This window comes from Lentzea pudingi (genome assembly GCF_014646255.1).
Classification (GTDB): Bacteria; Actinomycetota; Actinomycetes; order Mycobacteriales; family Pseudonocardiaceae; genus Lentzea; species Lentzea pudingi.
The window spans coordinates 136,383-161,431 of the sequence record NZ_BMNC01000011.1 but is presented as its reverse complement, the minus strand read 5'-3'; the positions used below and the strand labels follow the sequence as shown (position 1 = coordinate 161,431).

At 67.7% G+C, this 25,049-nt stretch carries 19 protein-coding genes, 1 tRNA gene and 1 pseudogene; 8 read left to right on the top strand and 13 right to left on the bottom strand.

What is annotated here, in order from left to right:
- Positions 1-32: 32 nt before the first annotated feature.
- A pseudogene (locus IEY88_RS44520) lies at positions 33-226 on the top strand (IS110 family transposase); the annotation flags it as partial.
- A 186-nt stretch (positions 227-412) separates the two neighbouring features.
- On the opposite strand, the gene IEY88_RS31160 reads toward IEY88_RS44520, so the two are convergent.
- The gene (locus tag IEY88_RS31160; protein WP_189158458.1) at positions 413-817 is read right to left on the bottom strand and encodes a transposase family protein; all 405 of its coding nucleotides are present in this window, start codon (positions 815-817) and stop codon (positions 413-415) included.
- A gap of 658 nt (positions 818-1,475) precedes the next feature.
- Between IEY88_RS31160 and IEY88_RS31155 the strand changes: the two genes are divergently transcribed.
- Both IEY88_RS31155 and IEY88_RS31150 read left to right on the top strand, forming a co-directional pair.
- Positions 1,476-9,488, top strand: coding sequence for a DNRLRE domain-containing protein (locus tag IEY88_RS31155; protein ID WP_229693947.1), 8,013 nt, complete (start codon positions 1,476-1,478; stop codon positions 9,486-9,488).
- Positions 9,489-9,573: 85 nt separating this feature from the next.
- Complete coding sequence (locus IEY88_RS31150; RefSeq protein ID WP_189158456.1) at positions 9,574-10,686, top strand: SMI1/KNR4 family protein; 1,113 nt, start codon at positions 9,574-9,576, stop codon at positions 10,684-10,686.
- Between the two features lie 540 nt (positions 10,687-11,226).
- Here IEY88_RS31150 and IEY88_RS31145 read toward each other — a convergent pair.
- The 3 genes from IEY88_RS31145 to IEY88_RS31135 all read right to left on the bottom strand — a co-directional run bounded on the left by IEY88_RS31145 (position 11,227) and on the right by IEY88_RS31135 (position 13,542).
- Positions 11,227-11,300, bottom strand: a tRNA-Lys gene (locus IEY88_RS31145).
- Between the two features lie 76 nt (positions 11,301-11,376).
- A complete protein-coding gene (locus IEY88_RS31140) occupies positions 11,377-11,988 on the bottom strand; it encodes a lysoplasmalogenase (RefSeq protein WP_189158455.1) in 612 nt (203 codons plus the stop codon).
- A gap of 36 nt (positions 11,989-12,024) precedes the next feature.
- Positions 12,025-13,542: a flavin-containing monooxygenase gene (locus IEY88_RS31135; protein WP_189158454.1), complete on the bottom strand. Its 1,518-nt coding sequence runs from the start codon at positions 13,540-13,542 to the stop codon at positions 12,025-12,027.
- 99 nt (positions 13,543-13,641) lie between these two features.
- On the opposite strand from IEY88_RS31135, the gene IEY88_RS31130 reads away from it, so the two are divergent.
- Entirely contained in the window at positions 13,642-14,268 is a 627-nt protein-coding gene (locus IEY88_RS31130) for a TetR/AcrR family transcriptional regulator (RefSeq protein WP_189158453.1), read from the top strand.
- Between the two features lie 32 nt (positions 14,269-14,300).
- Here IEY88_RS31130 and IEY88_RS31125 read toward each other — a convergent pair whose 3' ends face one another.
- Both IEY88_RS31125 and IEY88_RS31120 read right to left on the bottom strand, forming a co-directional pair.
- Entirely contained in the window at positions 14,301-15,491 is a 1,191-nt protein-coding gene (locus IEY88_RS31125; RefSeq protein WP_189158452.1) for an amidohydrolase, read from the bottom strand.
- Between the two features lie 10 nt (positions 15,492-15,501).
- Entirely contained in the window at positions 15,502-15,933 is a 432-nt protein-coding gene (locus IEY88_RS31120) for a MarR family winged helix-turn-helix transcriptional regulator (RefSeq protein WP_308426023.1), read from the bottom strand.
- A 55-nt stretch (positions 15,934-15,988) separates the two neighbouring features.
- On the opposite strand from IEY88_RS31120, the gene IEY88_RS31115 reads away from it, so the two are divergent.
- The gene (locus tag IEY88_RS31115; RefSeq protein ID WP_229693946.1) at positions 15,989-16,567 is read left to right on the top strand and encodes a TIGR03086 family metal-binding protein; all 579 of its coding nucleotides are present in this window, start codon (positions 15,989-15,991) and stop codon (positions 16,565-16,567) included.
- Here the strand turns inward: IEY88_RS31115 and IEY88_RS31110 are convergent.
- Positions 16,564-17,301, bottom strand: coding sequence for a class I SAM-dependent methyltransferase (locus tag IEY88_RS31110; RefSeq protein WP_189158450.1), 738 nt, complete (start codon positions 17,299-17,301; stop codon positions 16,564-16,566). The genes IEY88_RS31115 and IEY88_RS31110 overlap by 4 nt on opposite strands.
- A 113-nt stretch (positions 17,302-17,414) precedes the next feature.
- Between IEY88_RS31110 and IEY88_RS31105 the strand changes: the two genes are divergently transcribed.
- Positions 17,415-18,062, top strand: a complete 648-nt coding sequence (locus tag IEY88_RS31105; protein ID WP_189158449.1) for a hypothetical protein — start codon at positions 17,415-17,417, stop codon at positions 18,060-18,062.
- Here IEY88_RS31105 and IEY88_RS31100 read toward each other — a convergent pair.
- Both IEY88_RS31100 and IEY88_RS31095 read right to left on the bottom strand, forming a co-directional pair.
- On the bottom strand, positions 18,059-18,853 hold the full coding sequence (locus IEY88_RS31100; protein ID WP_189158448.1) for a hypothetical protein: 795 nt from the start codon (positions 18,851-18,853) through the stop codon (positions 18,059-18,061). The two genes, IEY88_RS31105 and IEY88_RS31100, sit on opposite strands and share 4 nt — an antisense overlap.
- Positions 18,850-19,728 carry an ATP-binding cassette domain-containing protein gene (locus tag IEY88_RS31095; RefSeq protein WP_189158447.1) on the bottom strand — a complete coding sequence of 293 codons (879 nt, stop codon included), beginning with the start codon at positions 19,726-19,728 and terminating at the stop codon, positions 18,850-18,852. The genes IEY88_RS31100 and IEY88_RS31095 overlap by 4 nt, the downstream gene beginning before the upstream one ends.
- Before the next feature lie 133 nt (positions 19,729-19,861).
- Here IEY88_RS31095 and IEY88_RS31090 point away from each other — a divergent pair, with 133 nt between their 5' ends.
- Positions 19,862-21,388, top strand: a complete 1,527-nt coding sequence (locus IEY88_RS31090) for a molybdopterin-dependent oxidoreductase (protein WP_189158446.1) — start codon at positions 19,862-19,864, stop codon at positions 21,386-21,388.
- A 40-nt stretch (positions 21,389-21,428) separates the two neighbouring features.
- Here the strand turns inward: IEY88_RS31090 and IEY88_RS31085 are convergent, their stop codons facing one another.
- On the bottom strand, positions 21,429-21,881 hold the full coding sequence (locus IEY88_RS31085; RefSeq protein WP_189158445.1) for a peroxiredoxin: 453 nt from the start codon (positions 21,879-21,881) through the stop codon (positions 21,429-21,431).
- Positions 21,882-22,089: 208 nt separating this feature from the next.
- Between IEY88_RS31085 and IEY88_RS31080 the strand changes: the two genes are divergently transcribed.
- Complete coding sequence (locus IEY88_RS31080) at positions 22,090-22,743, top strand: fasciclin domain-containing protein (RefSeq protein WP_189158444.1); 654 nt, start codon at positions 22,090-22,092, stop codon at positions 22,741-22,743.
- A 64-nt stretch (positions 22,744-22,807) separates the two neighbouring features.
- Here IEY88_RS31080 and IEY88_RS31075 read toward each other — a convergent pair whose 3' ends face one another.
- From IEY88_RS31075 to IEY88_RS31065, 3 genes are all read right to left on the bottom strand, one after another.
- Positions 22,808-23,197: an NAD-binding protein gene (locus IEY88_RS31075; protein ID WP_189158443.1), complete on the bottom strand. Its 390-nt coding sequence runs from the start codon at positions 23,195-23,197 to the stop codon at positions 22,808-22,810.
- A 42-nt stretch (positions 23,198-23,239) separates the two neighbouring features.
- On the bottom strand, positions 23,240-23,971 hold the full coding sequence (locus IEY88_RS31070) for an anti-sigma factor (RefSeq protein ID WP_189158442.1): 732 nt from the start codon (positions 23,969-23,971) through the stop codon (positions 23,240-23,242).
- 116 nt (positions 23,972-24,087) lie between these two features.
- Positions 24,088-24,861: an IniB N-terminal domain-containing protein gene (locus IEY88_RS31065; RefSeq protein WP_189158441.1), complete on the bottom strand. Its 774-nt coding sequence runs from the start codon at positions 24,859-24,861 to the stop codon at positions 24,088-24,090.
- Positions 24,862-25,049: the final 188 nt, after the last annotated feature.

Sequence of the window (25,049 nt, the reverse complement as noted above, 5' to 3'; positions counted from 1 at the left end):
CGATGAGGTGACCGATGACCAGTTGGGACCAGGCCATGTGCGCCCTGCGCGGTTCACCAGGCGCGCGGGCGTACTACGACCGGCAACGTGCTCGAGGCGTGCCACACAACGCGCTTTGAGACACGTCGCCAACCGTCTTGTCGGGGTCCTTCACGGCTGCCTCGCTGCCCGCACCACCTACGACGAAGCCACCGCTTGGGCGCACCGCCCTGAGCGAGCCGCCTAACTTCCAGGGATGTCTCGGCGGTGCGATCGCCGAGCACGTCGATCGGGCGCCCGGATTCAATGTCGACCAGCACCGTGCCGTACACGTGCCCGCGTCGTAGCGCGAAGTCGTCCACGCCCAGCACCTTCGGTGCGCTGGTCCGTGGATTCGGCAGTTCCCGCACCAGCCGTAACAGAGTCATCCGGTTCACGTGGGTGGCGAGGTGAGCGGCCAGGCGCGCGCCGGCCCTGCCGCCGAGCGCCAGCGCGATATGGCGCAGCACGCCACCCAGCCGATGCTGCGCCGACCGTACTTGGTGGTCAGCCCGGCAACCTGCTCGACGAACGTCGCACGTGAGCAGTCCTGATTGCCACAGAACAAGCGCCGCACCCGCAGGTGAACCAGCGTCTCACGGCCACCGACCATCAGGTCCGACAGCCGACGCTCATAGCGACTATGCACCCGGCGCGCCACGAACCCGCAGGCCGGACACGCGACGTCCTGATCCTGAGTGCTCGCCTGGATCCGCACCGACCTGCCAGCGGTGAACACGTTCTCGATCCGCACATCGAGCAACTGAGGGAACACGACACCGAGCAACTCGGTGATCAACACACAACATGATCAACTACGGAGGGCCATCACTGAAACCGTGCCAGATCCACAATTCGCGCGCCGTTGACACGTAACAACGCCGGTTCCTCGCGTATCCTTTCCGTCCCGCTCGCCGGACCCGCACCATCTGGCAGTGCTGACACGTCCCGGCTTGGTCAGGGCTGCTCCCGCCATCCCCGGCACCACCCGGATCAGGCTGCCCTCAGCTCCACCCACCTGCTGCGACAGGCAAGTGATGAAGGTCTTCCACCTCCACTCGAATCAACAGCGCCTCACGGCGCAGACGCAATCAGCGCCAGGTCATTTCACTGGCCGCCGACACAGCCGTAAACGCTCGCCGGAGCTGGCGACCTGCTCGCTAGCCTGGTCTGGTTTCCGTGTCGCTCCATGGTTCGACGTGAGGTTTCTCCGGTATCGAGGAGAAGGAGTCTCCCGCTACCGAGCCACTAGATACGCCGCCGTGTGCGGCGAAGGATGGCGGTAGTGATTGCGCCGTTTGGTTCTAGGGTGTGAGTTGCTCGTTAGCTAGCGTCCCTTTGGGGTGACGCTGGGTGGTTGACCGATCACCGTGGGGGTGGTGGCTCCCGGCGTCTTTGCACCGGGGGGTGCCGTGCGGTCGTCACGTGGGTTCAGGCTGCCCAAGAAACTTCTGATCGTGTTGTCGCTGACAGCGTTGGCGGTGGCCGGCCTCCCGGCGGGATCGCCGATCAACGGCCCAGGCAAGCTGCCAGACCTGGGGATCTGGCAAACGATCGTGGACTGGTTGCGCCCTGAGGCTGAGGCAGCGCCGAGACCGCTGCCGCAGCAACAGCAGCCGAAGCCTGAGCCGCCGAAGCGGGTTCGTGAGCTGACCGAGAAGCGTACCCCGTCGCAGCGTGTGTTCCAGATGTCCAACGGCCAGCTCGAGGTCGAGGTCTCTTCGCGGCCGGACGCCGACCGGACAGTGCGGGAGAGGCCGCGCGACGGGTACCGCTTTGTCAATGACACCAACGCTTTCACCAGCCTGTTCGGTGACAGGAGCGACAAGCTGGCCCGGTTCGAGGTGGGTGGCAGGCGGATCGCGATGGGCATCGACAAGCCCCCGACCGGTGTCACGCCGAAGGTGGAGAGGGACAAGGTCACCTACGCCAAGGCGTTGGACGGCGCGGACCTGGTGTACGAGGTCACGAGCGAGGCGCTGAAGGAGAAGATCGTCCTGGCCAAGGCGCCCAAGGACGCGACCTACAGGTTCACCTTGGACCTTGCCGGTGTGACGGCACGAGAGCTGCCTGGCGGTGTGATCGGGTTCTTCGAGAACCCGGACGCGCCGCCGGTGTTCACGATGCCCAGGCCGTTCATGTTCGACAGCTTGCCGGACCGCAAGTCGCCGCACGGCAGGGCGTGGAGCGACAAGGTCACCCAGACCGTCTCCCAAGAGGGCGGCAGGATCACCGTCACGGTGAAGGCGGACCAGGCTTGGCTTGGCGCGAAGGAGCGGCGCTACCCGGTCACGATCGACCCGACGATCAAGCTGCAACCCACCCCGACGACCGGGCAGGACGTGCAGATCTGGTCGGACACCCCGGACCGCAACGACGGCAGCAGCTACCAGCTGTCGGTGGGCACAGACCATCTCGGTACGGCCCGCACGCTGATCAAGTTCGACACGTCCGTCGTCCCGGCGGGCACGGCGTTGGAGAGCGCGAAACTGCGGCTGTACTACGACTCCGAGCTGCACACCGCTGCCAACAACAACGTGCACGAAGTGCGGCGGGTCACGCAGGGCTGGAACGAAGACACCGCGACGTGGAACTCGGCCAACGGCGCATTCGCCGAGGAAGCGCTGTCGACGGCGACGAAGCAGGCGCAGACCGCGAACGTTTGGCACGAGTGGGATGTCCGCAACATTGCGCAGCAGTGGGTGTCCGGCTCGTCGCCGAACCACGGCCTGATGGTCAAGGCCAGGGATGAAGGGCTCGGCAAGGGCGGCGCGATCTACCACGCCGCGGAGTTCGCCTACAACGGCGAGACCCAGAACACCCCGAAACTGATCCTCACCTACGGTCGCCCGAGCGCGGACCTGCAGGCCCCGACGAAGATCACCGCGACGGGGGCGGAGCTGAACTGGGGCGCCTACGAGGACCCGAACCCGAATGATCCCGGCGACGACCTGGTCGAGTACCAGGTGCACCGCACGGTGTTCCAGGCGTTCACGCCCGGCGAGTCGACCCTGGTCGCGCCACTGGAGCCCAGCGCCACATCGTTCGCCGACACGACTGCCCGGCCGACCCCCGCGGACTCGCCGGACCCGTTCGGCAGCGCCTACTACTACATGGTCGCGGTGAAAACCCGTGACGGCACAGTGATTCCGGGCCCGACGCAGCTGGTGCGCCTGCCCAAGGCGGGGTTCGTCACTCAGGTGCTGCGTGGCGGTGCGGACGACGCAACGCTTTCGTCGACGCAGAACACCACGAATCTGGACATGCTGGGCGGCCAGCCGTGGCTGATGGCCGGCACCGGTTCGCAGACTTACGGCAAGACGCGCGCGGTCGTGAAGTTCCGCGACCTGTCGCAGATTCCAGCGGACGCGCGCATCACGAACGCCGAGATGACCCTGTGGGGCTTCTACTCCTCCGGCGCCGGCGGCACGTTCGACGCCCACCCACTGACGAAGTCCTTCGTGGAGAACCACACCACGTGGAACAGCGGGTGGACCACGCCCGGCGGCGACTTCGCCGCGGCAACCGACCATGTCACCGGCATCACCAACGACCCGAACCGGCACATCTGGGACGTCACCGCGACCGCCCAGGGGTGGATCGGCAACGTAGCCACCAACCATGGCTACCAGATCAAGCTGCGCGACGAGAACGCCACTCAGCGCGTGCTGTTCCTGTCCGATGAGGCGGCCGAACCGCACCTGCGACCGAAGCTGACGGTCACCTACACGCAGCCAACCGCGATGATGACTTACTACGCCCCGGACACCCCGGCGATCCGGATGATCCCAAGCGATGAGTACACGATCCCGGTCACGGTCACCAACACCACGACATCCACGTGGAAGGCCACCGACCAGGTTCTGTCCTACCGCTGGAACAGGCCCGACCTCACCGACATCACGACCCCGGACAACCGCCGGGAGACGGCGCTGCCGCACGACGTCAAGCCAGGCGAAACCGTGACTCTGCAGGCGAAGGTCAGGGCGCCGGTGATCGCGGACATCGCCAACCTGCGCGAGCAGTTCATCCTGAAGTGGGACCTGCGCGACAAGACCAACAACACTTGGCTGTCCGACACAGGCGGAATCCCGGTGCTGCAGCAGAACGTGACCGTCGAGCACCCCACGTCCAACCAGCTCGGCCTGGAGAAGTTTTACTCCTACTCCGGCAAGGCGACGGGCGCGGGTTCGAACCTGTTGGTGAACCAGTTCGCGGGCAACGCGGTCTGGTCCTATGACGCGTTCAGCAACCCAGGCCGCGGCCTGAACACGTTCATGCGCATGACCTACAACAGCATGGACACCTCGTCGACCGCGGTCGGCCAGGGCTGGTCACTCGCTGCCAGCGGTCTGGTCAGGCTGGGCGCCAACCTCGAGATGACCCCGCTTCTGCTGCCGGGCCACCCGTTGACGGTGACACTGCCCGACGGCGACGGCACATCGCACAAGTTCGAGCTGAACAAGAACAACAGCCTTGACCCGGCGAAGTGGACCTACGACAGCCCCGCAGGCGTTCACTTGTACCTGCAGCGCGACGGTGAGGCGGAGAAGTCGCGGCGGTGGAAGATGACCCGCCCCGACCGCACCGAGTTCCTGTTCGACACCGATGGCTACCTGACCGCGATCAAAGACCGCAACGGTAACGAGCAGCGCTTCACCTACACCGAACGCTGGTCCATCGGCCTCAACAAGCCGTGCAAGTACCTCGCCTACGTCACCGACCCGGCCGGTCGTCAGACGCTCACGCTGGACTACTGGCGCTGGGGCGAGACGCACAATCTGAAGCTCGTCGACAAGCTCCAGTCGGTACGCGACATCTCGGGCCGCACGATCCAGTTCAACTACAACACCCTGGGCCTGCTCAGATCCTTTGTGGACGGCGCGGGATCGCCCCAACCGAAGACGTTCAAGTTCGACTACGACGTCGGCCTGGGCATCAACAACGTCAAGCTGGTCAAGGTCACCGACCCGCGCACCCACGAAACGGACCTCGCCTACTACGACGCCCCACTGCTGACCAGCAAGTGGCGGGCGAAGACGATCACCGACCGACTCGACTTCGCCACGAACCTCGCCTACACCGACCCGGACGGTCACTCGGGCTCCGAGATCGAGACAACGGTCACTGACGCGGAGAACCGCCAGACGAAGTACCGCACGGATGGTTTCGGCCGTCCGGTCAAAACCACCAACGCGAAGAACCAGTCCACACAGATGGATTGGGACGCGGACAACAACGTCATCAAGCTGACCGAGGACAACAGCGCGGTCTCGACGTGGACCTACGATCCGAAAACTGGTTACCCGACCTCGAAACGGGACGCGGAGTCCGTGGCCAACAACTGGCCCGCGACGAGGTTGAACTACCAGACGTCCTTGAACGGCTACGTCGCCGACCTCAGCTCGAAGACGTCGCCGGAGGGGCACACATGGGCGTTCGGCTATGACGCCAAGGGAAATCTGACGTCGATCACCGACCCGAAGGGCGTACCGACTCCGTCGCCGGACGACTACAAGACGGTCTACGCCTACGACCAGTTCGGTCAGCTGCAGACCTCCACGGACGCCAACGAGAACACCACCGTGTTCCTGGACTTCGACCCGACCGGCTATCCGAAGAAGACCAGGGATCCGTACAACAACGAGACGAACTCCGCCTACGACGTGCGTGGCAACGTCCTCTCGACGACTGACGCCCTCGGTAAGACGACCACCATCGGTTACGACACCTTCGGTCGTCCGCTGGAGATGAAGGTTCCGAAGGACCAGGCCGCCGGCCACTTCATTGTCACACCAGCCCCCGTGTACGACGTCAACGACAACGTGACCCAGGCGACCTCGCCGAATGGTTCGGTGTCCACGGCCGTCTACGACAAGAACGACCGGCCGTTCGAGACGACCGCGCCGAAAGACACTCCGACCGGGCCGGAACGCAAGACGATCTTCACCTACGACAAGCTCGGCAACCTCAAGTCCGAGACCGAGCCGTTGGGAACCCTCACACCGGCTATCGCCGACGACTACGTCACGAAGTACGACTACGACGAGATCTACCAGCTCAAGTCGACCACCAACGCCGACAACAAGAGGATCGACTACAGCTACGACCGGGTCGGCAACCTGATCACCGTGGTCGACCCGAGGAAGAACGCCACGGCCGACCAGAACGACTACACCACGAAGTTCGCCTACGACCTCAACCACCGCAAGGTCGACACGGTCGACGCGACAGGCAAGGTCGAACACATCGGCTTTGACAAGGACGGCAACGTCACCTCCAAGCGCGACAAGGAGAACCACACCACGACACTCGTGTACGACGCGCGGGCGAAGGTGACCGAGGCGCACGTCCCGCACAAGGCCGGCGTCACCCGTGTGACCAAGTTCGAGTATGACGAGGCTGGAAACCAGACCCGCGTCATCACACCGCGCGGCGTCGAAACCACCGACGACGCGGACGACTTCGTCCAGCAAACGGTGCACGACAAGCTGAACCGTCCCATCGAGAAGCTAACGCCGTTCGACAAGGACGACGCGCAGTACAAGACGCCCGAAAAGATGACCTACACCTACGACTCGGTCGGCAGGATCAAGGAGGTCAGCGCGCCGCCGTCTCAGGGCCAGACGATCCGCAACACCACGAGGTACAACTACTTCGACAACGGCTGGGTCCGCAGCTCGACCGACCCGTGGGACATCGCCACGTCCTACGACTACAGCCCACTCGGCCACCAGGCATCCCGCACACTCACCAGCGCCGGCGGCTCGTCAGGCCGGACCATGACGTGGGACTTCTTTCCCGACGGCAAACTGAAGTCACGGTCGGACAAGGGTGTGCCGGTCGGGCTCCACGTCGTGCTGACCGACAACAGTGACACCGGTTTCATCGAGCTCACGGGCAACTGGCCGACCGCCACGAGCGGCGGCAAGGGGTTCCAGGGCTACGACTACCGCAGCACGGCGCGCGGCACCGGTGCGACCACGTTCACCTGGAAACCCGTCATCCCGCAGGACGGTAGCTACGAGGTCTTCGTCAAGTACCCCTCGAACGTCGATGGAGTGGCTACGGACGCGCCCTACAAGGTCGAGACGGGAACGACTACCACCACCGTCGCGGTGGACCAGACCCAGCGCGGCGGCGAGTGGTTCAGCATCGGCAGCTTCGCGTTCACCACGGGGCACGATGCAAAGATCACGTTGACCGATCAGGCCAACGGCACGGTGCTCGCGGACGCCGTGAAGCTGGTGCGCAACAACAGCTCGGATCCCGACGACGAGGACAAGACATTCACCCACGGGTACGACGCCAACGGGAACCTCACCTCGTTGACGGACTCCTCACCCGGAGCGAAGTTCGATGCGTACGCGTTGACCTACAACGGGCTCAACCAGCTCACCAAGATCGAGGAGCAGCTGGCGAACGCAGTCAAGGCGACGACAAGGTTCTCCTACAACGAAAACGGCGCTACCAAGACCAGGGAGCACGACAAGCAGACCGCCGAGTTCTCCTACGACCCGCGAGACCTGGTCGAGTGGGTGAAGAACACCGAGACCGGCGGCGCCGCGAAGATGACCACCTACAGCTATACCGATCGCGGTCAGATCAAGGAGGAAGTCAAGCCCAACGGCAACAAGGTGGTCTACGGCTACCACTTCGACGGCGCGCTCGCGTCGCAGGTCGAGTCGAAGTCCGGTGGCGCACTGGTCGCTCAGCACCTGATCGACTACAGCCCCAACGGCCACCGGGCCAAGGACGCCTCGAAGATCCAGAACGCGGACAACGCGTCGGCCTACCTCGATGAGGTGCGCGAATACACCTACGACCCGTTGGAACGGTTGCGGAACCAGACGAAGAAGTCGGCCGCGGGCGCGGTGCTGGAGACCGAGAACTACGTCCACGACGCCAACGGCAACGTCGTCACGCAGACGCTCGACGGCACGACGACGACGTTCGGCTACGACCGCAACAGGTTGCTGTCGGCGTCGGCCCAGGGCGTGACCTCGTCCTACAAGTATGACCCTTTCGGCAGGCTCGACACGGTGACGGCGGCGAACCAGATCATCGAGTCATACGGCTACGACGGGTTCGACCGGACTACCAAGCACAGCAAGAAGCAGCCGTCCGGCGGGATGAAGACCACGTCCTACGCCTACGATCCGCTGGACCGCACGGCGTCGAAGACCGAGGACGGCAAGACCACCGACTTCGCCTACCTCGGGCTGAGCGAGAAGGTGGTCGCGGAGGAGATCGCCGGACAGCTGCAGCGCACGTACTCGTACGACGCCTTCGGGCAGCGACTGTCGCAGATCAAGAAGGACACCGACGGCGCTGGCCCCGAGGTGGCTGAGGACTCCTACTACGGCTACAACCCGCACACCGACGTCGAAACCCTCACCAAGGACAACGGCGACACGAAGGCGACGTACGGCTACACCGCCTACGGTGGTGACGACAAGGAGGCCTTCACCGGCATCGACAAGCCGGACGCACAGCAGCCCGGAAAGACGCCGTACAACTTCTACCGCTACAACGGCAAGCGCTGGGATCCGTCCTCGAACTCCTACGACATGGGCTTCCGCGACTACAGCCCGAACCTCAACCGGTTCCTCACCAGGGACATGTACAACGGCGCTCTGTCCGATATGGAACTGGGCAACGATCCGTTCACCAGCAACCGTTACGCGTTCGTCGGCGGCAACCCGATCACTGGTGTCGAGCTCGACGGTCACCGTCCTGAGGACGAGCCCGGCTACTGCCTCGGGTACCTCGGTGACTGCGGCATCGATCCCTCCGAGGGCGGTCACATCAGCGGGAAGTACAGCCCGCAGCAGCTCGCGTCGCTGGGGGTACTGGCCTACCAGCAGCCGAGAACCCTTCCGGCGACACAGCATCCGACGCCTGTCGCCCCGCCGTCCACCAGGCCTTCGGGCGGCTTGAGCAGGCTCGGGTTGCTCGGAGTCCTGCTCACGACGCTCACCCAGTCCGGCGCAGAGCCGCAGACGCAGGAACGCAGCATCGACTACGCCCGAGGCGCACGGGACTGCTCGGCCGCGACCGCTGGCACCGTCAGCTATGTCATCTACCAGAACCTGGACCGCCACGATCGCGCGACGGGCGCCGAGGCGTGCCTCGTAGGCCAGGTGCGGGAACGGGATGAGAGCGCGAGGTTCACACCGCCTGGGTTCAAGGACGGGATGGACCGCGGCCACCTCATCGCGCGGATGTTCGGCGGCAGCAACACCAAGCCGGAGAACTTCGTGCCGCTGTACCCCTACGCCAACCAGAGGGAGATGCGCAGCATCGAGGACGAGGTCGCCCGGCGCGTCAGGCGAGGGGAAAGGGTGTACTACGCGGTGACCCCGATCTACACCCAACACACCGGTCCTGACATGGGCATACCGGCAGCAGTGCACATCTACGCATACAGCTCGAGTGGTGTGATCAACCGAACGGTCATCAACAGATAGCTGGAGCCAGGTGNNNNCACACCTGGCTGCTTGTCCCGGCCTCCCGTAGGTTGGCTGGGGAACCACGTGAGAAGGAGTGCGTCTCATGGGCAGCGTCGGGGACCTGGCCGCGCGTCTCGGTATCGATGGTATGGCCGTCAACCACGTCGACTGGTCGGCTGTCGAGTCGTCGCTGGGGTTGACGTTGCCCGACGACTACAAGGCGCTGGTGGAGATCTTCCCCGACGGCCGTTTTCAAGGCTTCATCCGGCTCATCCGGCCTGGCGCGGTGGGCTCACCAACGGCCGAGTACCTCGGCTACTACGTCCAGCGTCTGCAGGACATGCGCGAATGGCGCGACGATGAGCCGGATCGGTTCCCGTACCCGATATTTCCCGAGCCCGGTGGCTTGCTGCCGTGGGGTGTTTCGCATCGTGCAGGTCTGTTGTTCTGGCTCACCGACGGAGACGACCCGAGCAAGTGGCCGATCGTGGTGGCGCACCCGGAGTTCGAACACTGGGCGGCACATGACGGCCCGGTAAGCGCGTTTCTCGACGACGTGGTATCCGATCGCTTCGACGGCGATCCGTACGACATCGATCTCGGTGGCGATCCATTTTTCCAGCCGACACCCGAAGGGCCGGACCCGGCGCTCTCCGCGCCCACTCCGGCCTGGCTCACCCCGGGGCTGACCGACGAGCGGCCCTACGACGCGACCGCCGAGCTGGCGGAACTCGTGCCGCCGCCGGCTCTGCGTCGGTCCATCGACTGGGCGGCGGTCCAGGAGTTGCTCGGCCTGCCGCTGCCCGCGGACTACCGAGCGTTCATGGAGATCTACGGACCCGGAACGTTCTGCGATATCACGATCCTGCCCCCGGAGGAGCTGCCGAGTCTGGTCGAGCGGACGTTCCGGAAGGCCACGAGCAACCCGATGCGTCTACCGCAAATCTGCGTCCCGGTGTTTCCCGAGCCGAGCGGCATGCTCGCCTGGGGTGAGACGGCCGACGGCTGGACGTGCGGCTGGATGCCGCTCGACCCGGAAAACCCGGACGCCTGGGGGACGGTCATGGCCGATCCTGAGGTGCTCGGGCACCAGCTCCACACCGAACTGTCCATGAGCTCGTTGTTGCTCAAGTACGCGGCAGCCGAAGGATCCGGGTACGCGCTCGGCAGGGACATGCCTTGGCAGGGCGCGCCGACGTTCGTATCGCGAACCTGATCGAAGGCCCGGCGAACGACGCCTACATCGATTAGATGATCGATCATGCCCGCGGACGGCAGTCAAACGGTCGCGGCTGTGCGGGCCTAGTCGGTCCCCTGCTACGCCTATGCTTGATGATTCACCGACTCGGGAAACCGCGATGAACCGGACACCAGGGACATCCTTCGTCCCGAAGGGCGGCGGGCAGCGGGGTACCGTCTTGATCGATGTGCTCGGTTGGTGTGGCGGATCACCAGCAGGCGTTGCCGCCTTGGTGGCTATAGGTGCGGTGTTGATCTACGCGAGGCCGATGCCTGGTCGCTGGTCAGATGCGCCACGATTGCGGGCAGCAGCCACCGGTGGGTGAGCACTGGGTTGGAGCGGGTTTGTGAGTCCTTCCCGAGACGCGTGCGCTCGCTGGTGGTTGGGGATGAGCGACCGCTAAGGGATGTCTCGGGCTCGTAAACCATGATCCAGAACCACGAAAGGGAGATCTCGGATGAGCGCCCGAAAAGCAGAGAAGCAGGTAGAGACGAATCTCTACCTGCTTCTCTGGAGTACGCCGCCAGGGACTCGAACCCCGGACCCGCTGATTAAGAGTCAGCTGCTCTAACCAACTGAGCTAGCGGCGCTTGACCCGTGTCGGAGCCTTGCTCGTTCCGACGTGAAGAACGTTAGCACGGGGGTACCAACGGGTTTTCCCGGGGGTCACCCGTTCGACGTCTTGAACCCCGTGTGCAGGAGCCACTGGGCCGCCGCGTAGGTCGGCATGACGCCTGCCGAGGCGACCCGCGCCGCGCGTCCTCGAAGGACGAAACGGCTGGCGCCGAGGAGGGCGTCCGAGACCGCGAACAGGGCCGCGCCACCGAGAACCCGGCGTGCGCCGGGGCCGCGGGTGGTCGAGGCGGCGGCGACCATCGTGCCCAGGGTGAGGGCGTAGAGGCCCACCGGCTTGCCCAGCGGGCCCGCTGCCTTGGCGAACACGGCGGCGCCCGCGGCCGAGGCGGCGACGATGGGGATCACGGCTTTTCGGGAGCCCGGTGTGGAGCGGCGGGCCAGGGCCGTGGTGTAGCCGAGGTGGGCCACCAGGAAGCTGAAGAGTCCTGTTCGGAATGCTGTGTCCGAGTCGCCGAGCAGGGCTACGTCGCCTGCCCACGAGCCGGCCAGGCCGATCGCCATGCCGGCGGCCTGCGGTGGGCTGGCTGCGGCGAGCACCGGCATCAGCGCGGTTTTCGTGACTGGGCGCACGGACCTGGAGCCGCGCACGGTCGCTGCGATCGAGTCCACGACGGCGGCGGCCGCGTATGCCTGCTTGTTCATGAGCACCTCTTCGTCGAGGCGCTCAGGGTAAGCCGGTCAGCTCCCGGTCGCCGTCGTGTCGTCGGTCACGAACGACGTCTGCGGCGAGGCCGGCGAGAAGTCGTAGTCCGACAACGGAAAGCTGCGCGCGGCACGGCGTGCGCTCACCGTCGAGGTCGGCCGTAGCAACGTGGCCTCGCCGTGCTGGTTGAAGTAGTAGCTGTGCGAGGTGCCGCACTGGCCAAGGGAGAACACGGAGTTCCGCACGACCTTGGAACGCATCCGGTGCAGGAACTCGTCGTTGGCCCGCTGCGTCACCTCGAAGACCGACGACCCACGTGAGCGCATCGCCGTGAACAACCGCCGCATGTGCGTCATCTGGCACTCGATCGTCGTGAAGTACGACAACCCGCTGTAGGAGTAGGGACTGTTGAGCGACAGGTAGTTCGGGAACCCCGGCACCGTCACGCCCTCGTAGGCCTGGAACCGGTTCTGCCGCCACCACGCGCCCAGGTCCTTGCCGTCCCGCCCGATCACCTCGAACGCCGGGAAGTTGGTGTCCCACAGGTCGAACCCCGTCGCCAGCACCAGGACGTCGATCTCGGTGCGACCGGAGGCCGTGACGATCCCGCTCTCGTCGATCCGGTCGATCGTGGAGGTCTCCAACCGCACGTGGGGCCGCGTGAACGTGCGGAAGTAGTCGTTGGAGAAGGTCGGGCGCTTGCAGCCGAACGAGTAGTCCGGGGTGAGCGCGCGCCGCAGCCCGGGGTCGCGGACCTGCCGGCGCAGGTGCAGCCGGCACCACCACTCGGCCAGCCGGTTCACCACCCGCAACTGCTTGTAGCGCACCACTCCGGAGATCATCATCAGCTCCAGGATCGAGCTGCCGATCCACCGCACGGCCCGTTGCACGAAAGGCAGCCGCGCGAACAGCTTCCGCACCGCCACCGGAACCGGGTGGTCGGGTTTCGGGCTGACCCAGATCGGCGTGCGCTGGAAGACGGTCAGCGCGGCGGCGTCCCGTGCCAGCTCGGGGATCAGCTGCACCGCGGTCGCGCCGGTGCCGATGATCGCCACCCGCTGACCGGCGAGGTCGACGGGTCCCCAGGCGGCGGTGTGCACCACCCTGCCCCGGAACGACTCGATGCCCTCGACGTCCGGCGTCCTCGGCATCGACAGGAACCCCGTGGCGGTCACGAGGTACCGCGCGGTGAAGGTCTCCTCGCCGGCGGAGACCTCCCAGTGGTCACCCCGCCAGCGAGCGCCGTCGACCGTCACGCCGAAGCGCATCAACGGCCGCAGCCCGTACTTCACGGCCACGTGCTCGGCGTACCGCTTGAGCTCCGCACCCGGCGCGAACAGCCGTGACCAGTGCGGGTTCGGCTCGAACGAGTACGAGTAGGTCGAGGACGGGATGTCGACGGCGAGCCCCGGATAGCGGTTGACGTGCCAGGTGCCGCCGAGGTCGTCCTCCCGCTCCAGCACCAGCAGGTTTCGCAACCCGAGCCGCTTGAGCTCGATCGCCGCGCCCATGCCCCCGAACCCCGCTCCGACGATCACCGCGTCGTACCGCATCCAGGCCTCCGCACTCGAACGGAATCGCGTGTCAGTTTCGGAACCGTATGTCAGTTCCGCTGGTGATCGCAAGACTCCGCAGGTCATAGACTCGGGCGCATGACGTCCAGCGCCGAACCCGTCAGCCGCGCCGAGCGCAGGAAGCAGGAACTGCGCCGCGAGATCATCGACGCGGCCTTCGACTGCTTCGCCGAACGCGGTTACCACGCCACCGGGATCGCCGACGTGGCCGCGCGGCTCGGCATCGGGCACGGCACGTTCTACCGCTACTTCCAGAACAAGCGGGACATCGTCGACCACGTCGTCGACGACCTGGTCGGCCGCATCACCGGCGCGCTCACGGCGGAGAACGCCCCGGACGCGGTCTCGACGCTCGCCGAGTACCGCGAGCAGTCCGCGCGCATCGGCGAGTCGCTCGGCCGCATCTTCGGCGAGGACCCCCGAGTGCCCCGCCTGCTGCTGTTCGAGGCGCCCGGCATCGACCGCGCCATGGCGGAGCGGATCCTCGACCTGTTCGACCTGGCCGCCGGCCTCACGTCCGCGTACCTCTCGCACGGCGTCGAACTGGGCTACCTGCGCGCCGACCTCGACGTCGACAACACGGCCAGGGCGATCAACGGCATGATCCTCGGCACCGCCATCTCATCGCTGCGCATGCCGGAAGCCCAGGCGGCGCAGAGCGAGGCGCTGCGCCGCGTCATGTACGACGGGATCGCGGCCACCTGAGCCGTCTGCCGTTGTGCACAACAGGATCGCGGCTACCCGAGCCACGCCCGCGCGGCCACGACCAGCGCGTCGACCCCGGTGGACAGCGTCGGCTCGACGTCCGGCGCGAACTCGGGGGAGTGGTTCATCGCGACGGGCCTGCCGGGGTCGCGGGTGCTGAAGTCGGTGCCGCCCAGGAACCAGAACACGGTCGGCACGCCCGCGGACGTGCCGAACACGCCGACGTCCTCGCTGGCGTTCACGACCGCGCCGGGGATCAGGTTGCCGGTGCCGAAGTGCTCGGCGAACGCGGCCACCGTCCTCGTGGTCGCGTCCGGGTCGGACACGAGCACCGGCGTGCCGTCGTACCAGTCGAACTCGGGCTCGCGCGGCGCCCCGGACGCGGTGGCCTCGGCGCGCGCGATCCGTTCGACGGCGGCACGGACGATGCCGCGGATGTGATCGCTGAACGTCCGGATGTTGACGCCGATCTCGGCCGTCTCCGGGATGACGTTCTCCTTCGTACCCGCCTGCAAGCGTCCGACCGTGACGACGGCACGTTCGGACGGCGCGATCTCGCGCGCGACGATGCCTTGCAGCCGCACGACGGTATGCGCGGCCATCAGTACCGGGTCGACCGCGATCTCCGGCGCCGAACCGTGGCCGCCGCGCCCGAACAGCGTGATGTGGACCGAGTCCGAGGCCGCCATCAGCGGGCCGCTGCCGTACGCGATCATCCCGGCGGGCAACGGGCTGACGTGTTGCGCCAGCACGACTTCCGGCTTGCCGAACCGTTCGAACAACCCGTCGGCGACCATGTTCCGGGCGCCGAGACCCAGTTCCTCGGCGGGCTGGAACACCACGAGCAGCGTGCCGGACCACTCCTCGCGCGTTTCCGACAAACGTTCGGCCGCGCCGATCAGGCACGTGGCGTGCATGTCGTGCCCGCACGCGTGCGACACCGGCACGTCCTCACCGTCCGAATTGGTCGCACGGGCAGTGGACGCGTACGGCAGCCCCGTCGTCTCCTCCACGGGCAACGCGTCGATGTCCGCCCGCAGCATCACGACCGGCCCGTCGCCGTTGCGCAGCACACCCACCACGCCCGTGCCACCGACCTCGGTCGTGACCTCGTATCCCAACGGCCGCAACGCGTCCGCGAGCACACCGGCCGTGCGGAACTCCTGCAGCGACAGCTCGGGGTGCTGGTGCAGATCACGGTAGAGCGCGTGCAGGTCGGGCACTGTGTCTCCCTCAGCCGGGCTTCGGCAACTCGTCGACGAGCAGGGTCAGCGAGCGCAGCAACGCCTCGCGGTCGGCCGGGGTCAGCCGGGAGAGCAGGCGTTCCTCGCCGCGCTGGATCTCGGCCTGGACCGCGCCGTGGCGGCGGCGGCCCTCCTCGGTGATGGCGACGAGCCGCGCGCGCCGGTCCGCCGGGTCGCGGGTGCGCTCCAGCAGCCCGTCGCTCTCCAGTTCGTCCAGCACGCCGATGATGCGGCTCTTGTCCGCGCCGATGAACTCCGCGAGCGCGGCCTGGGTGCGCACCGGCTGGCCTTCGAGCGCGTCCAGCACGACGTAACCCCACATGCTCAGGCCGTGGGCGCGCAGCACCGGCTGCTCGGCGGCGACCAGCGCTCGTTGCAACGGCGCGATCATCGCCGCGAGGTCACGTCGCCGGCCATCCACGAACTGGATGATACCGACCTTGCGGCAATCATATGTGCCTGCTTATCGTAAGCACGTGCATATCAATCACCTGCTGGCTCTCCACCGGGAAGTGGTGCTGACCAGCGTCGAGATCGTGTCCCGGGTGTCCGGCGACGACCTGGGCAGGCGCACGCCCTGTGCCGAGTGGACGCTCGCCGGCCTGCTCGCCCACATGACCGCCCAGCACCACGGCTTCGCCGCCGCGGCACGGGGCAGGGGAGGAGAACTCGCGGCCTGGGAGGTCCGGCCGGCCGGACCGGTCGAGTACGCCGAGGCGGCGGAGGACGTCCTGGCCGCGTTCGCGGAACCCGAGGTGTCGCAACGGGAGTTCGAGCTGCCGGAGTTCCGCGCGAGCTTCCCCGCGGTCCAGGCGGTCGGGTTCCACCTGATCGACTACGTGGTGCACGGCTGGGACGTCGCGCGTTCGCTCGGCCTCGGCTACCACCTGGCCGCCGAGGTCGCCGGACCAGCGTTGCGGATCGCGCTGGCGGTCCCGGACGGCGACGGCAGGCTGCAGCCCGGTGCGCCGTTCAAACCCGCTCTGGAAGAGCACGACTCCGACCCGCTGCGCCGGATCCTGGCGACGCTGGGACGGTCGCCCGACTGGTCCTAGCCCGACACGACGAGCCGGAACCCGGCGTCCCACTCGTCGAGTTCGAGCAGGTCGCGGTGGGTGTCGTGCCACCGGCCGCTGCGCAGGTCCTCCCGCAGCCGCCCGATGCCCCGCTCGACGGAGGCCGGAGCGGTCTGGGCGAGCGCGGAGCACGCGCGGCGGACACCGGGGTCGAGGTAGGCGGCCGGGCGCCGCCAGTGGGCCGGGAACACCCCGTCGGTGAAGTCCCACGGCAGCGGCAGGACGGTGACGCGGTCCGCGCCGAGCTCGTGCGCGATGTCGTCCGCGGACGGCCGGGTGCGTTCCAGCTCCGCGATCTCGGGCACGTACTCGCGGACGAACCAGAACTCGCTGTGCCGGCGCGTGTCGTAGGCCAGCACGACCCGGCGCGGCGCGATCCGGCGGAGTTCGGCGAGCCCCGCCCGCCAGTCCGTCCAGTGGTGGACGGTGAGCACGGCCAGCGCGGCCTCGACGGCGTTGTCGCGCAACGGCAGGGCTTCGGCGACGGCGCGCACGGCGGGACTCGCGCCGGGCGGTCGCTGCCGGATCATCTCGCTGGACGGTTCGAGTGCCAGCACCGTCCGGCCCGGCGGCTCGTACGAACCGGTGCCCGCGCCCACGTCGGCGATGGATCCCGCAGTGCCGAGCGCGGCGAGGATCTCGGCCATCCAGCGCGGATCCGTCCGTCGTCCCAGCGAGTACCCGGTGCCGATCTCGTCGTACAGCTCGGTCATGCCCGCCCCCAGATGTCCGGCTTCCCCGACGGTACCGATGTCACCCGGTCGTGCGGGCGGGCGAATCGTCCAAACGGCCGTCAGAAGATCGCGGATGTGCTGAACTTGGCCACATGGGCACGCGCGCGATCCGCTTCACCGCCGTCCTGGCCGCCGTCTCGGCCCTCACGGCCTGCACCTCACCGCCGGAGCCGCCGCTGGGCTCGCCGGGACCGGCGCTGGACCCGCAGGCGATCGCCTACGACAACCTCGACTTCAACCTGAACCGTCCGCCGGTCTTCGACAACACGTGCGAGACGTTGCCGCCGAACCTGCGGGAGCTGATCGGCTCGGCGAAGAAGCCGATCTCGGGCAACGGCGGCGGCTGCCTCGCGGACTTCGAGTGGGGCAGGATGACGATCGCGCTGCTGGGGCCGGGTGCCGGGCGGAAGTCGAACGCGAAGCACTTCGTGGACGTGTGGAACGGCGATCGTGGCGCCGGGCACCACTTCCAGCGGTCCGTCCTGCTCGGCCGCTACTACGCGACCACGGTGATCAGTGGCGAGGTGAACCAGAACTGCACGGTCACCGTGGACACCGGGTCCGAGCTGCCCTTCGAGGTGGACGCCTCGATGGACCTCGAGGAAAGCATCGCGTTGACGAGCCAGGACGTCGACCAGCCGATCGATCGGGCGATGCGGGAGTTCTGCCCTCCGGCGAAGGCCGCGGCGGAGAAGCTGCTGCCGCTGATCGACGAGAACGGCGGCAGCCGGGCGCGTTAGCCCGCGTCGCGGCGCTGCAAGCGGAAGAGCGAGAAAGCGAGCAGCGCCAGCCAGAGTGCCAGCGAGCACGCGGTCTGCACCCAGCCCGTGCCGAGCCCCGCCAGGTGCCAGGCGGCTTCCAGCGGGTAGATCAGGCCGAACACCTCCGGCAACGCCATCCTCGCGAGCATCAGGATCGGCACCACGATGAAGAACACCGTCAGCGCGCCACCCGTGTTCGGCACGAGCAGCGAGACGATCAACGCGGTGAGCAGGACCAGGGCGGTGGCCAGCATGGCAACGCCGAGCACCCAGCCCAGGCGCATGCCGAGCAGGTAGTTGTGGCTGTTCCCGTTCGCGGCGGTCCTGATGAGCAACGGGTACAGGACGAACGTGAACAGCGAGCACGCGAGCCACACGATCGCGAGAACCGTGCCCTGCGCCAGGAAGTAGCGCACGCGGGAGGGCTGCACCAGCAACGTCGGCTGCACGCTCTTGTACTGCCACTCTCCCGCGACCAGCTTGATCACGGTCGCGAACACGAGCAGCAGACCGAGCTGGACCACGATCAGCAGCGGCCCGATCTGCTTGCCCGCGCTCGCGAGGTTCGTCTGCGGGAGCGTGAACAGCACCATCAGGCCGATCAGGAAGACCGGGGCGAAGACCAGGACGAGCTTGTCCGAGCGGGTACCGACGAGCTTGCGCAGCTCGACCGCGACCAGCCGCCAGAACGGTGAGCGCTCGGCGGCACGCGCCGCCCAGGGACCACCGGCGGGCGCGACCACCGGCGGGGCGACGTGGCCGGGGATCATGCCCTGCCTCCACTCGTGAGACGGAAGAACAGGTCCTCGAGGCTCATCTGCTCCTCGCGCAGACCCAGCAACGGGATGCCCGCGGCGAACGTGACGTCCGAGACCCGCTCGACCGGCGCGTGGGCGGCGATGTACCCGTCCGGCGCTGGCTGGATCGCGACGCCGCCCCGCTGCAGCGCGCCGGCCAGGCGGTTCATGTCCTTGGCGCGCACCAGCGAACGTGACGACGTGGTCAGGCTCGCCAGCGGGCCGTCCGCGACGATGCGGCCGTTGCCGATCACCAGCACGCGGTCGGCGGTCTGGTCCACTTCGGACAGCACGTGGCTGGACAGCAGCACGGTGCCGCCGCGGGAGGCGTGGCCCCGCAACAGGGTGCGCACCGCACGGATGCCCTCGGGGTCGAGCCCGTTGATGGGCTCGTCCAGCACGAGCAGCGGCGGGTTGGTGAGCAGGGCGTGGGCGATGCCCAGGCGCTGGCGCATGCCGAGGCTGTACTTGCCGATCTTGCGGGTGGCCGCGTCGGCGAGCCCCAGCACCTCGAGCACCTCGTCCGCCCTGCGAGCGGGCACCCCGGCCAGCGTCGCGGCCATGCGCAGGTGCCCGCGCCCGCTGCGGCCCGGGTGGACGGCCGCGGCGTCGAGCAGCACCCCGGCCACATGGGCCGGGTTGGGCCACGCGGTGAACGGCCGGCCCGCCACCGTCGCCTGACCGCGGTCGGGTCTGGTGAGTCCGGTGATCATCCGCAGGGTCGTCGACTTGCCGGCCCCGTTGGGCCCGAGGAAGGCCGTCACGGTGCCCGGTTGGAGCTCGAAGCCCACCTGATCAACGACCGTCCGACCCTCGTAGGCCTTGGTCAGCCCCCACGCCGTGAGCATCGGGCCACCGTAGCGCCAGTCACTGTGCGTCGCGGGCTGATTCGGCCAGTTACGACGCTTGGGGTGAACAGATGTGATCTGGAGCACTGCTCTGGTCGTGTGGAAAACCCCGAATGGGTCTGGTGCCAATCCGATGTGGGGTTCGTTTCGAACCACACGTGTGAAGGCAACACGATCCGTCCTCATCGGCCTGGTGTCGGTCGCTGCGGCGTTGGCGGCAGGACACCTCGTCGCGGGTCTCGTGAGTCCGCTGGCGTCGCCGTTCCTCGCGGTCGGCAACACCGCGATCGACCTGACGCCCCATCCGGTCAAGGACTTCGCGATCCGCACGTTCGGCGAGAACGACAAGCTGGTGCTGCTCGGCGGCATGGCGGTCGCGCTCGCGGTGCTCGGCGTGGTGGCGGGTCTGCTGTCGCGCCGCAGCCCGTGGCCCGGCATGGCGCTCGCCGGTGTGCTCGGCCTGCTCGGGGTGGCCGCGGTGCTGGCCAGACCCACCACGACGGGGTGGGCCGTGATCGCCCCGCTGGTCAGTCTCGCGGTCGGTGTCCTGGCGTTCCGCTGGCTGTGGTCCCAGGCGCCCGCCGAGGTGCCAGGACGGCGCAGGTTCCTGCTGTCGACCGCGGCGATCGCGGCCGGCGCGGGAGTTGCGGCCGTGGGCGGTCAGTTCCTGGCCGGCCGGGTGGACGTCGAGGCCTCGCGGCGGGGGATCACGTTGCGGCCCGGGAAGAAGGCGCCGGAGATCCCGTTCAACGCCGACTTCGCCCGCGAGGGCACGCCGACGTTCCTGACGCCGAACGAGAAGTTCTACCGGGTCGACACCGCGCTCTCCGTCCCGCGGTTGCGGGCGGAGGACTGGCGGATGCGCGTGCACGGCATGGTGGACAACGAGATGGTGCTGACCTACGACGACCTGCTGCGGCGTCCGTTGCTGGAGAAGACCATCACGCTGGTGTGCGTGTCCAACGAGGTCGGCGGCCCGTACATCTCCACGTCGAACTTCATCGGCGTCGACCTGGCGGACCTGTTGCGGGACGCGGGGGTGCGTCCCGGCGCCGACCAGCTCGCGACGCGCAGCGTGGACGGCTGGACGTGCGGCACGCCGGTCGAGTCGATCATGGCTCCCGGCTCGAACGCCATGCTGGCCATCGGGATGAACGGCGAGCCGTTGCCGCTGGAGCGCGGTTTCCCGGTCCGCATGGTCGTTCCCGGGCTCTACGGCTACGTCTCCGCCACGAAGTGGCTGGTGGACATGGAGCTCACGACGTTCGACGCGTTCGACCCGTACTGGGCGCAGCGCGGCTGGGGCAAGAAGGCCCCGGTCAAGGTGATGTCCCGGGTGGACAGGCCGAAGTCGTTCGAACGGGTACCGGCGGGGAAGTTCGTGGCGGCGGGCATCGCGTGGGCTCAGCACACGGGCATCGACCGCGTCGAGGTCCGCGTCGACGGCGGGCCGTGGCAGGAGACGATGCTGACCGCCGAGGTCAACGTCGACACCTGGCGGATGTGGCGCATCGAGCTGGACCTGAAGGAGGGCAACCACACCGTGGAGTGCCGTGCCACCGACCGCAAGGGGTACACGCAGACCAACGAGCGCGCCGCTCCCATCCCGGACGGTGCCACCGGCTGGCACTCGATGGTCTTCACCTCGGTCGCCGGCTGATCGACGCCGGCCCCGCACCTCGCGGGGCCGGCATCGCCGTCTAGACGCGCGCTCGCAGCACCTCGAGCGCCTGGTCGGCGTGGACGGTGAACTTCAGCTCGCTCTTGACCACGGCGAGGACCTCGCGGTTCGTGTCGATGACGAAGGTGCGCCGCTTCGCGTGCAGGGGGCTGAAGCGCCGCCAGACACCGAACTGCTTCGCCACGGTTCCGTCCACATCGGACAGCAGCGGGTAGTCGAAGCCGTGGGTGGCCGAGAACGTGCGTTGCTTGCTCACGCCGTCGGGGCTGATCCCGACCCGGTGCGCGCCGACCTCGTCGAACTCCGCTGCCAGGTCGCGGAAGTAGCAGCTCTCGGCGGTGCAGCCGCCTGTCATCGCGGCCGGGTAGAAGAACAGCACGACCGGGCCGGAGGCCAGGAAGCCGGACAACGTGCGGGCTTCGCCGTTGTCGTCGGGCAGGGTGAAGTCGGGGGCGATGTCTCCTTGTTCCATGACAGGTGTTCGGGCCCGTGGGCGACTCGGATTGCGCACCCGCTGACCATCCATTGTGGACTTTCGCGCGATTTGGGAGTGTTTTCGCTGGTCACGCGTGACGCGCGAATCCGTTGGTAACAAACCGATAACCGCACCCATCCGCTTCCCGAGGGGCGGCGAATCACCAGTAGCAACTGCCCCGAACACCTCTTGGAGATGTCTCGTCATGAACCAGACCGTCCGCAACACCGTCCTGGCCCTCGGCGCCGCCTCGCTCGCCCTGTTCGGCGCGGCGTGCGGTTCGGGCGACATGGCCAGCAGCGGCACCTCCTCCAGTGCCGCCGCCCCGACCACGACCACGACCTCGTCCGCCGCGATGGCCGACCCGGCCGCGAACCTCGTCGGCCCCGGTTGTGCCGACTACGCCAAGCAGGTTCCGTCCGGCTCGGGTTCGGTGTCGGGCATGGCCGCTGACCCGGTGGCTGTTGCCGCGAGCAACAACCCGCTGCTCACGACGCTCGTCAGCGCGGTGTCGGGCAAGCTGAACCCGAAGGTGAACCTGGTCTCGACGCTGAACGGTGCCGAGTTCACGGTCTTCGCGCCGGTGGACTCCGCGTTCGCGAAGATCGACGCGGCGACGATCGAGAAGCTCAAGACCGACGACGCGCTGCTGACGAAGATCCTGACGTACCACGTCGTTCCCGGCCAGATCACGCCGGACAAGATCGCCGGTGACCAGAAGACCGTGCAGACCGGTGTCGTGAAGGTGACCGGCTCGGGCAACGCGATCAAGGTCAACGACGCCAACGTGATCTGTGGTGGCGTGAAGACCGCCAACGCCACCGTCTACCTCATCGACTCGGTCCTGCTGCCCGCCTGACATCTCCAGGTCAGCAGTACCGCGACTCCGGGAACCGCGCTTGTGCAGGCGGTTCCCGGAGTTTTCACGTCTCTCGGCCGTCTGTGCACCGCAAGTGGACCGTCATGGTCCCGTCGCTCTCGAAGATCGCGTGATTCCCGGCTTCGCGGATGATGACCACGATCACCGTGTCGGGGTTGAGCGGGCGCACCGCTCTCGTGATCAGGAACGCGTTCAGGTCGTCCGAGACCGCGATGATGACCCGATCGGCGGCGTCGGCGGCGGCCGCGTCGAGCGCGCACCTGTCCCTCCCGTCGCCGACGACCGCGGCGGCGCCGTTGGCCGCCGCCTCGGCGACGGCGAGGTAGTCGGTGTCGAGCACGGTCAGTCGTGCGTCCGGCTGCGTCGCCAGCACCGAGTTCACGGCGCAGCGCCCGGCATCGCCATATCCGACGACGAGGATGTGATCGGTCACGCCCTGGATTCGGCGTGCGGCACGAACCGGATTGCGTCCATCTCAGCGAAGGGCGATGGTGAGGACCGGCGCACTCGTCGGGCTCGGTGATCCACCCGCGGGCTCGACGGTGAGGATGGCTTCGCGGACTCCCTCGATCCCGTGCACGAGCAACGACGTCACCTCGTTCGCCGGACGCCCGGTTCCCGCCGGTCGCGGGCCGTCGTCGTCCACCAGCCACAGCTGGTAGACCTGGTCGCGCGGCAGCGTCCGCAGGCCGCCGGCCAGCAGCAGCATCTCGTCGCGGCCCGGGGACATCGCCGCGGTGCCCGCCGGATCCGTTCCCGTGACGAGCCGCAGGTCCGGCGCCGCCAGCAGATCACCGATCCGGGTGTGCGGGGAGACGGCCACGGGGGTGATCGCCGGCGTCGTCAGCGCGCCGTGGACTCCGGCCACCACCGCGGCGGTCACGCAGGCGGCCGCGACGAGGGCCGCCGCACGCCGGAAGCCCTGGCGTCGGGAGAGATCCGTCGTGATCTCCGAGTTCGGCGGCGCCTGCCGCACGTGCCGGGCCGCGTCCAGGACCCGTGGCCGCAACGCGAGCGGGAACACGCGGTCGACGGCAGCACCGAGCCTGGCCGCGGTCTCCCGCAGGCCGATGAGCTCGTCCGCGCAGTTGCGGCACCTGTCCAGGTGCGCCTCGAACGAGTCCCGCTCGGCGTTGGACAGCGCGCCGAGTGCGTGTGCACCGGTCAGCAGGTGCGGGTTGATCGCACGCATCGGTCCCGGTTTCACGTGGTGACTTCGAAGCCGTCGGATGAACGGATTGCCCCAGGTGATCGCGTCTCACCCGAGGAACGCCGAAAGGCCACCCCGGAGCGCGGTCGGGGTGGCCTTTCGCGAGCGTCAGGTCAGAGGCTCAGGTCGAGGTCGTTCAGCACGCCGCCGACGTTGACGTCACCCAGCTCGCCGGAGATGTCGCCGATCTTGCCGATGTCGCCGACGTGGCCGACACCGGTCAGGTCGCCGACGTTGCCCACGTGGGACACGACGTCACCGACGTTGCCGACCTCGTGCAGCGACAGGTCGTTGCCCGTCACGTTGCCGATGGCCGAGGTGACGTCGCCGCTGAGCACGTCGTGCACGCCCAGGTCACCGGTGTGCAGGGTGCTGGTGACGTCGCCGATGACGTCCGTGACGTGCGTGCTGCCGAGCACGTCGGTGCCGTTGCTGATGTCGCCGACGGTCTCGGTCACGTCGAGGTCGGTGACGGTCTTGGTGACGTCGGTGATCTCGGTCCCGCCGACGACGTCCAGCGCGCTGGACGGGTCGCTGAGCACGTCGAAGCCGGTGGTGACGCCGTGCACGGCGGCGGTGAGGCCCGAGACGGCGCCGAGGACCGTGTTGTCGTCGATCTGCTGGCCGGCGGTGTTCTGCAGCGTGCTCATCAGGTCGAGCTGCTGGTCGAGGTCCAGGCCGGAGATCGTCGAGCCGAAGTCGCCGAGCGAGGTGACCGGCGCGAAGTCGAGCACGAGCGGCAGCAGCTCCTGGATGTCCGCCGGGTGCACGTCACCGAGGCCGGCCGCGTCGAGCGAGCCCTGCGGGTCGATCTGGAAGGCCGACCGGGCGTCGGGGTCGCTGAGCAGGTTGAGGGTGAAGTCGTGCAGCGTCTGCGGCAGGGTCACGTCGAACTCCAGGGTGCGTCGTTGTGCTTGTGCCACTCAAAGCTACGAAGAGCAGGCCTATCACCACATCGGGTGACATGCCTGGTTCTGTCCACCGGGGACCGATCGGGGATCGGCACCACTGCGCGTAGGGGAATAGGGGTGTCTCCCGATCTCGGGGCCGTGACCAAACCTGAACGGGTGACGCA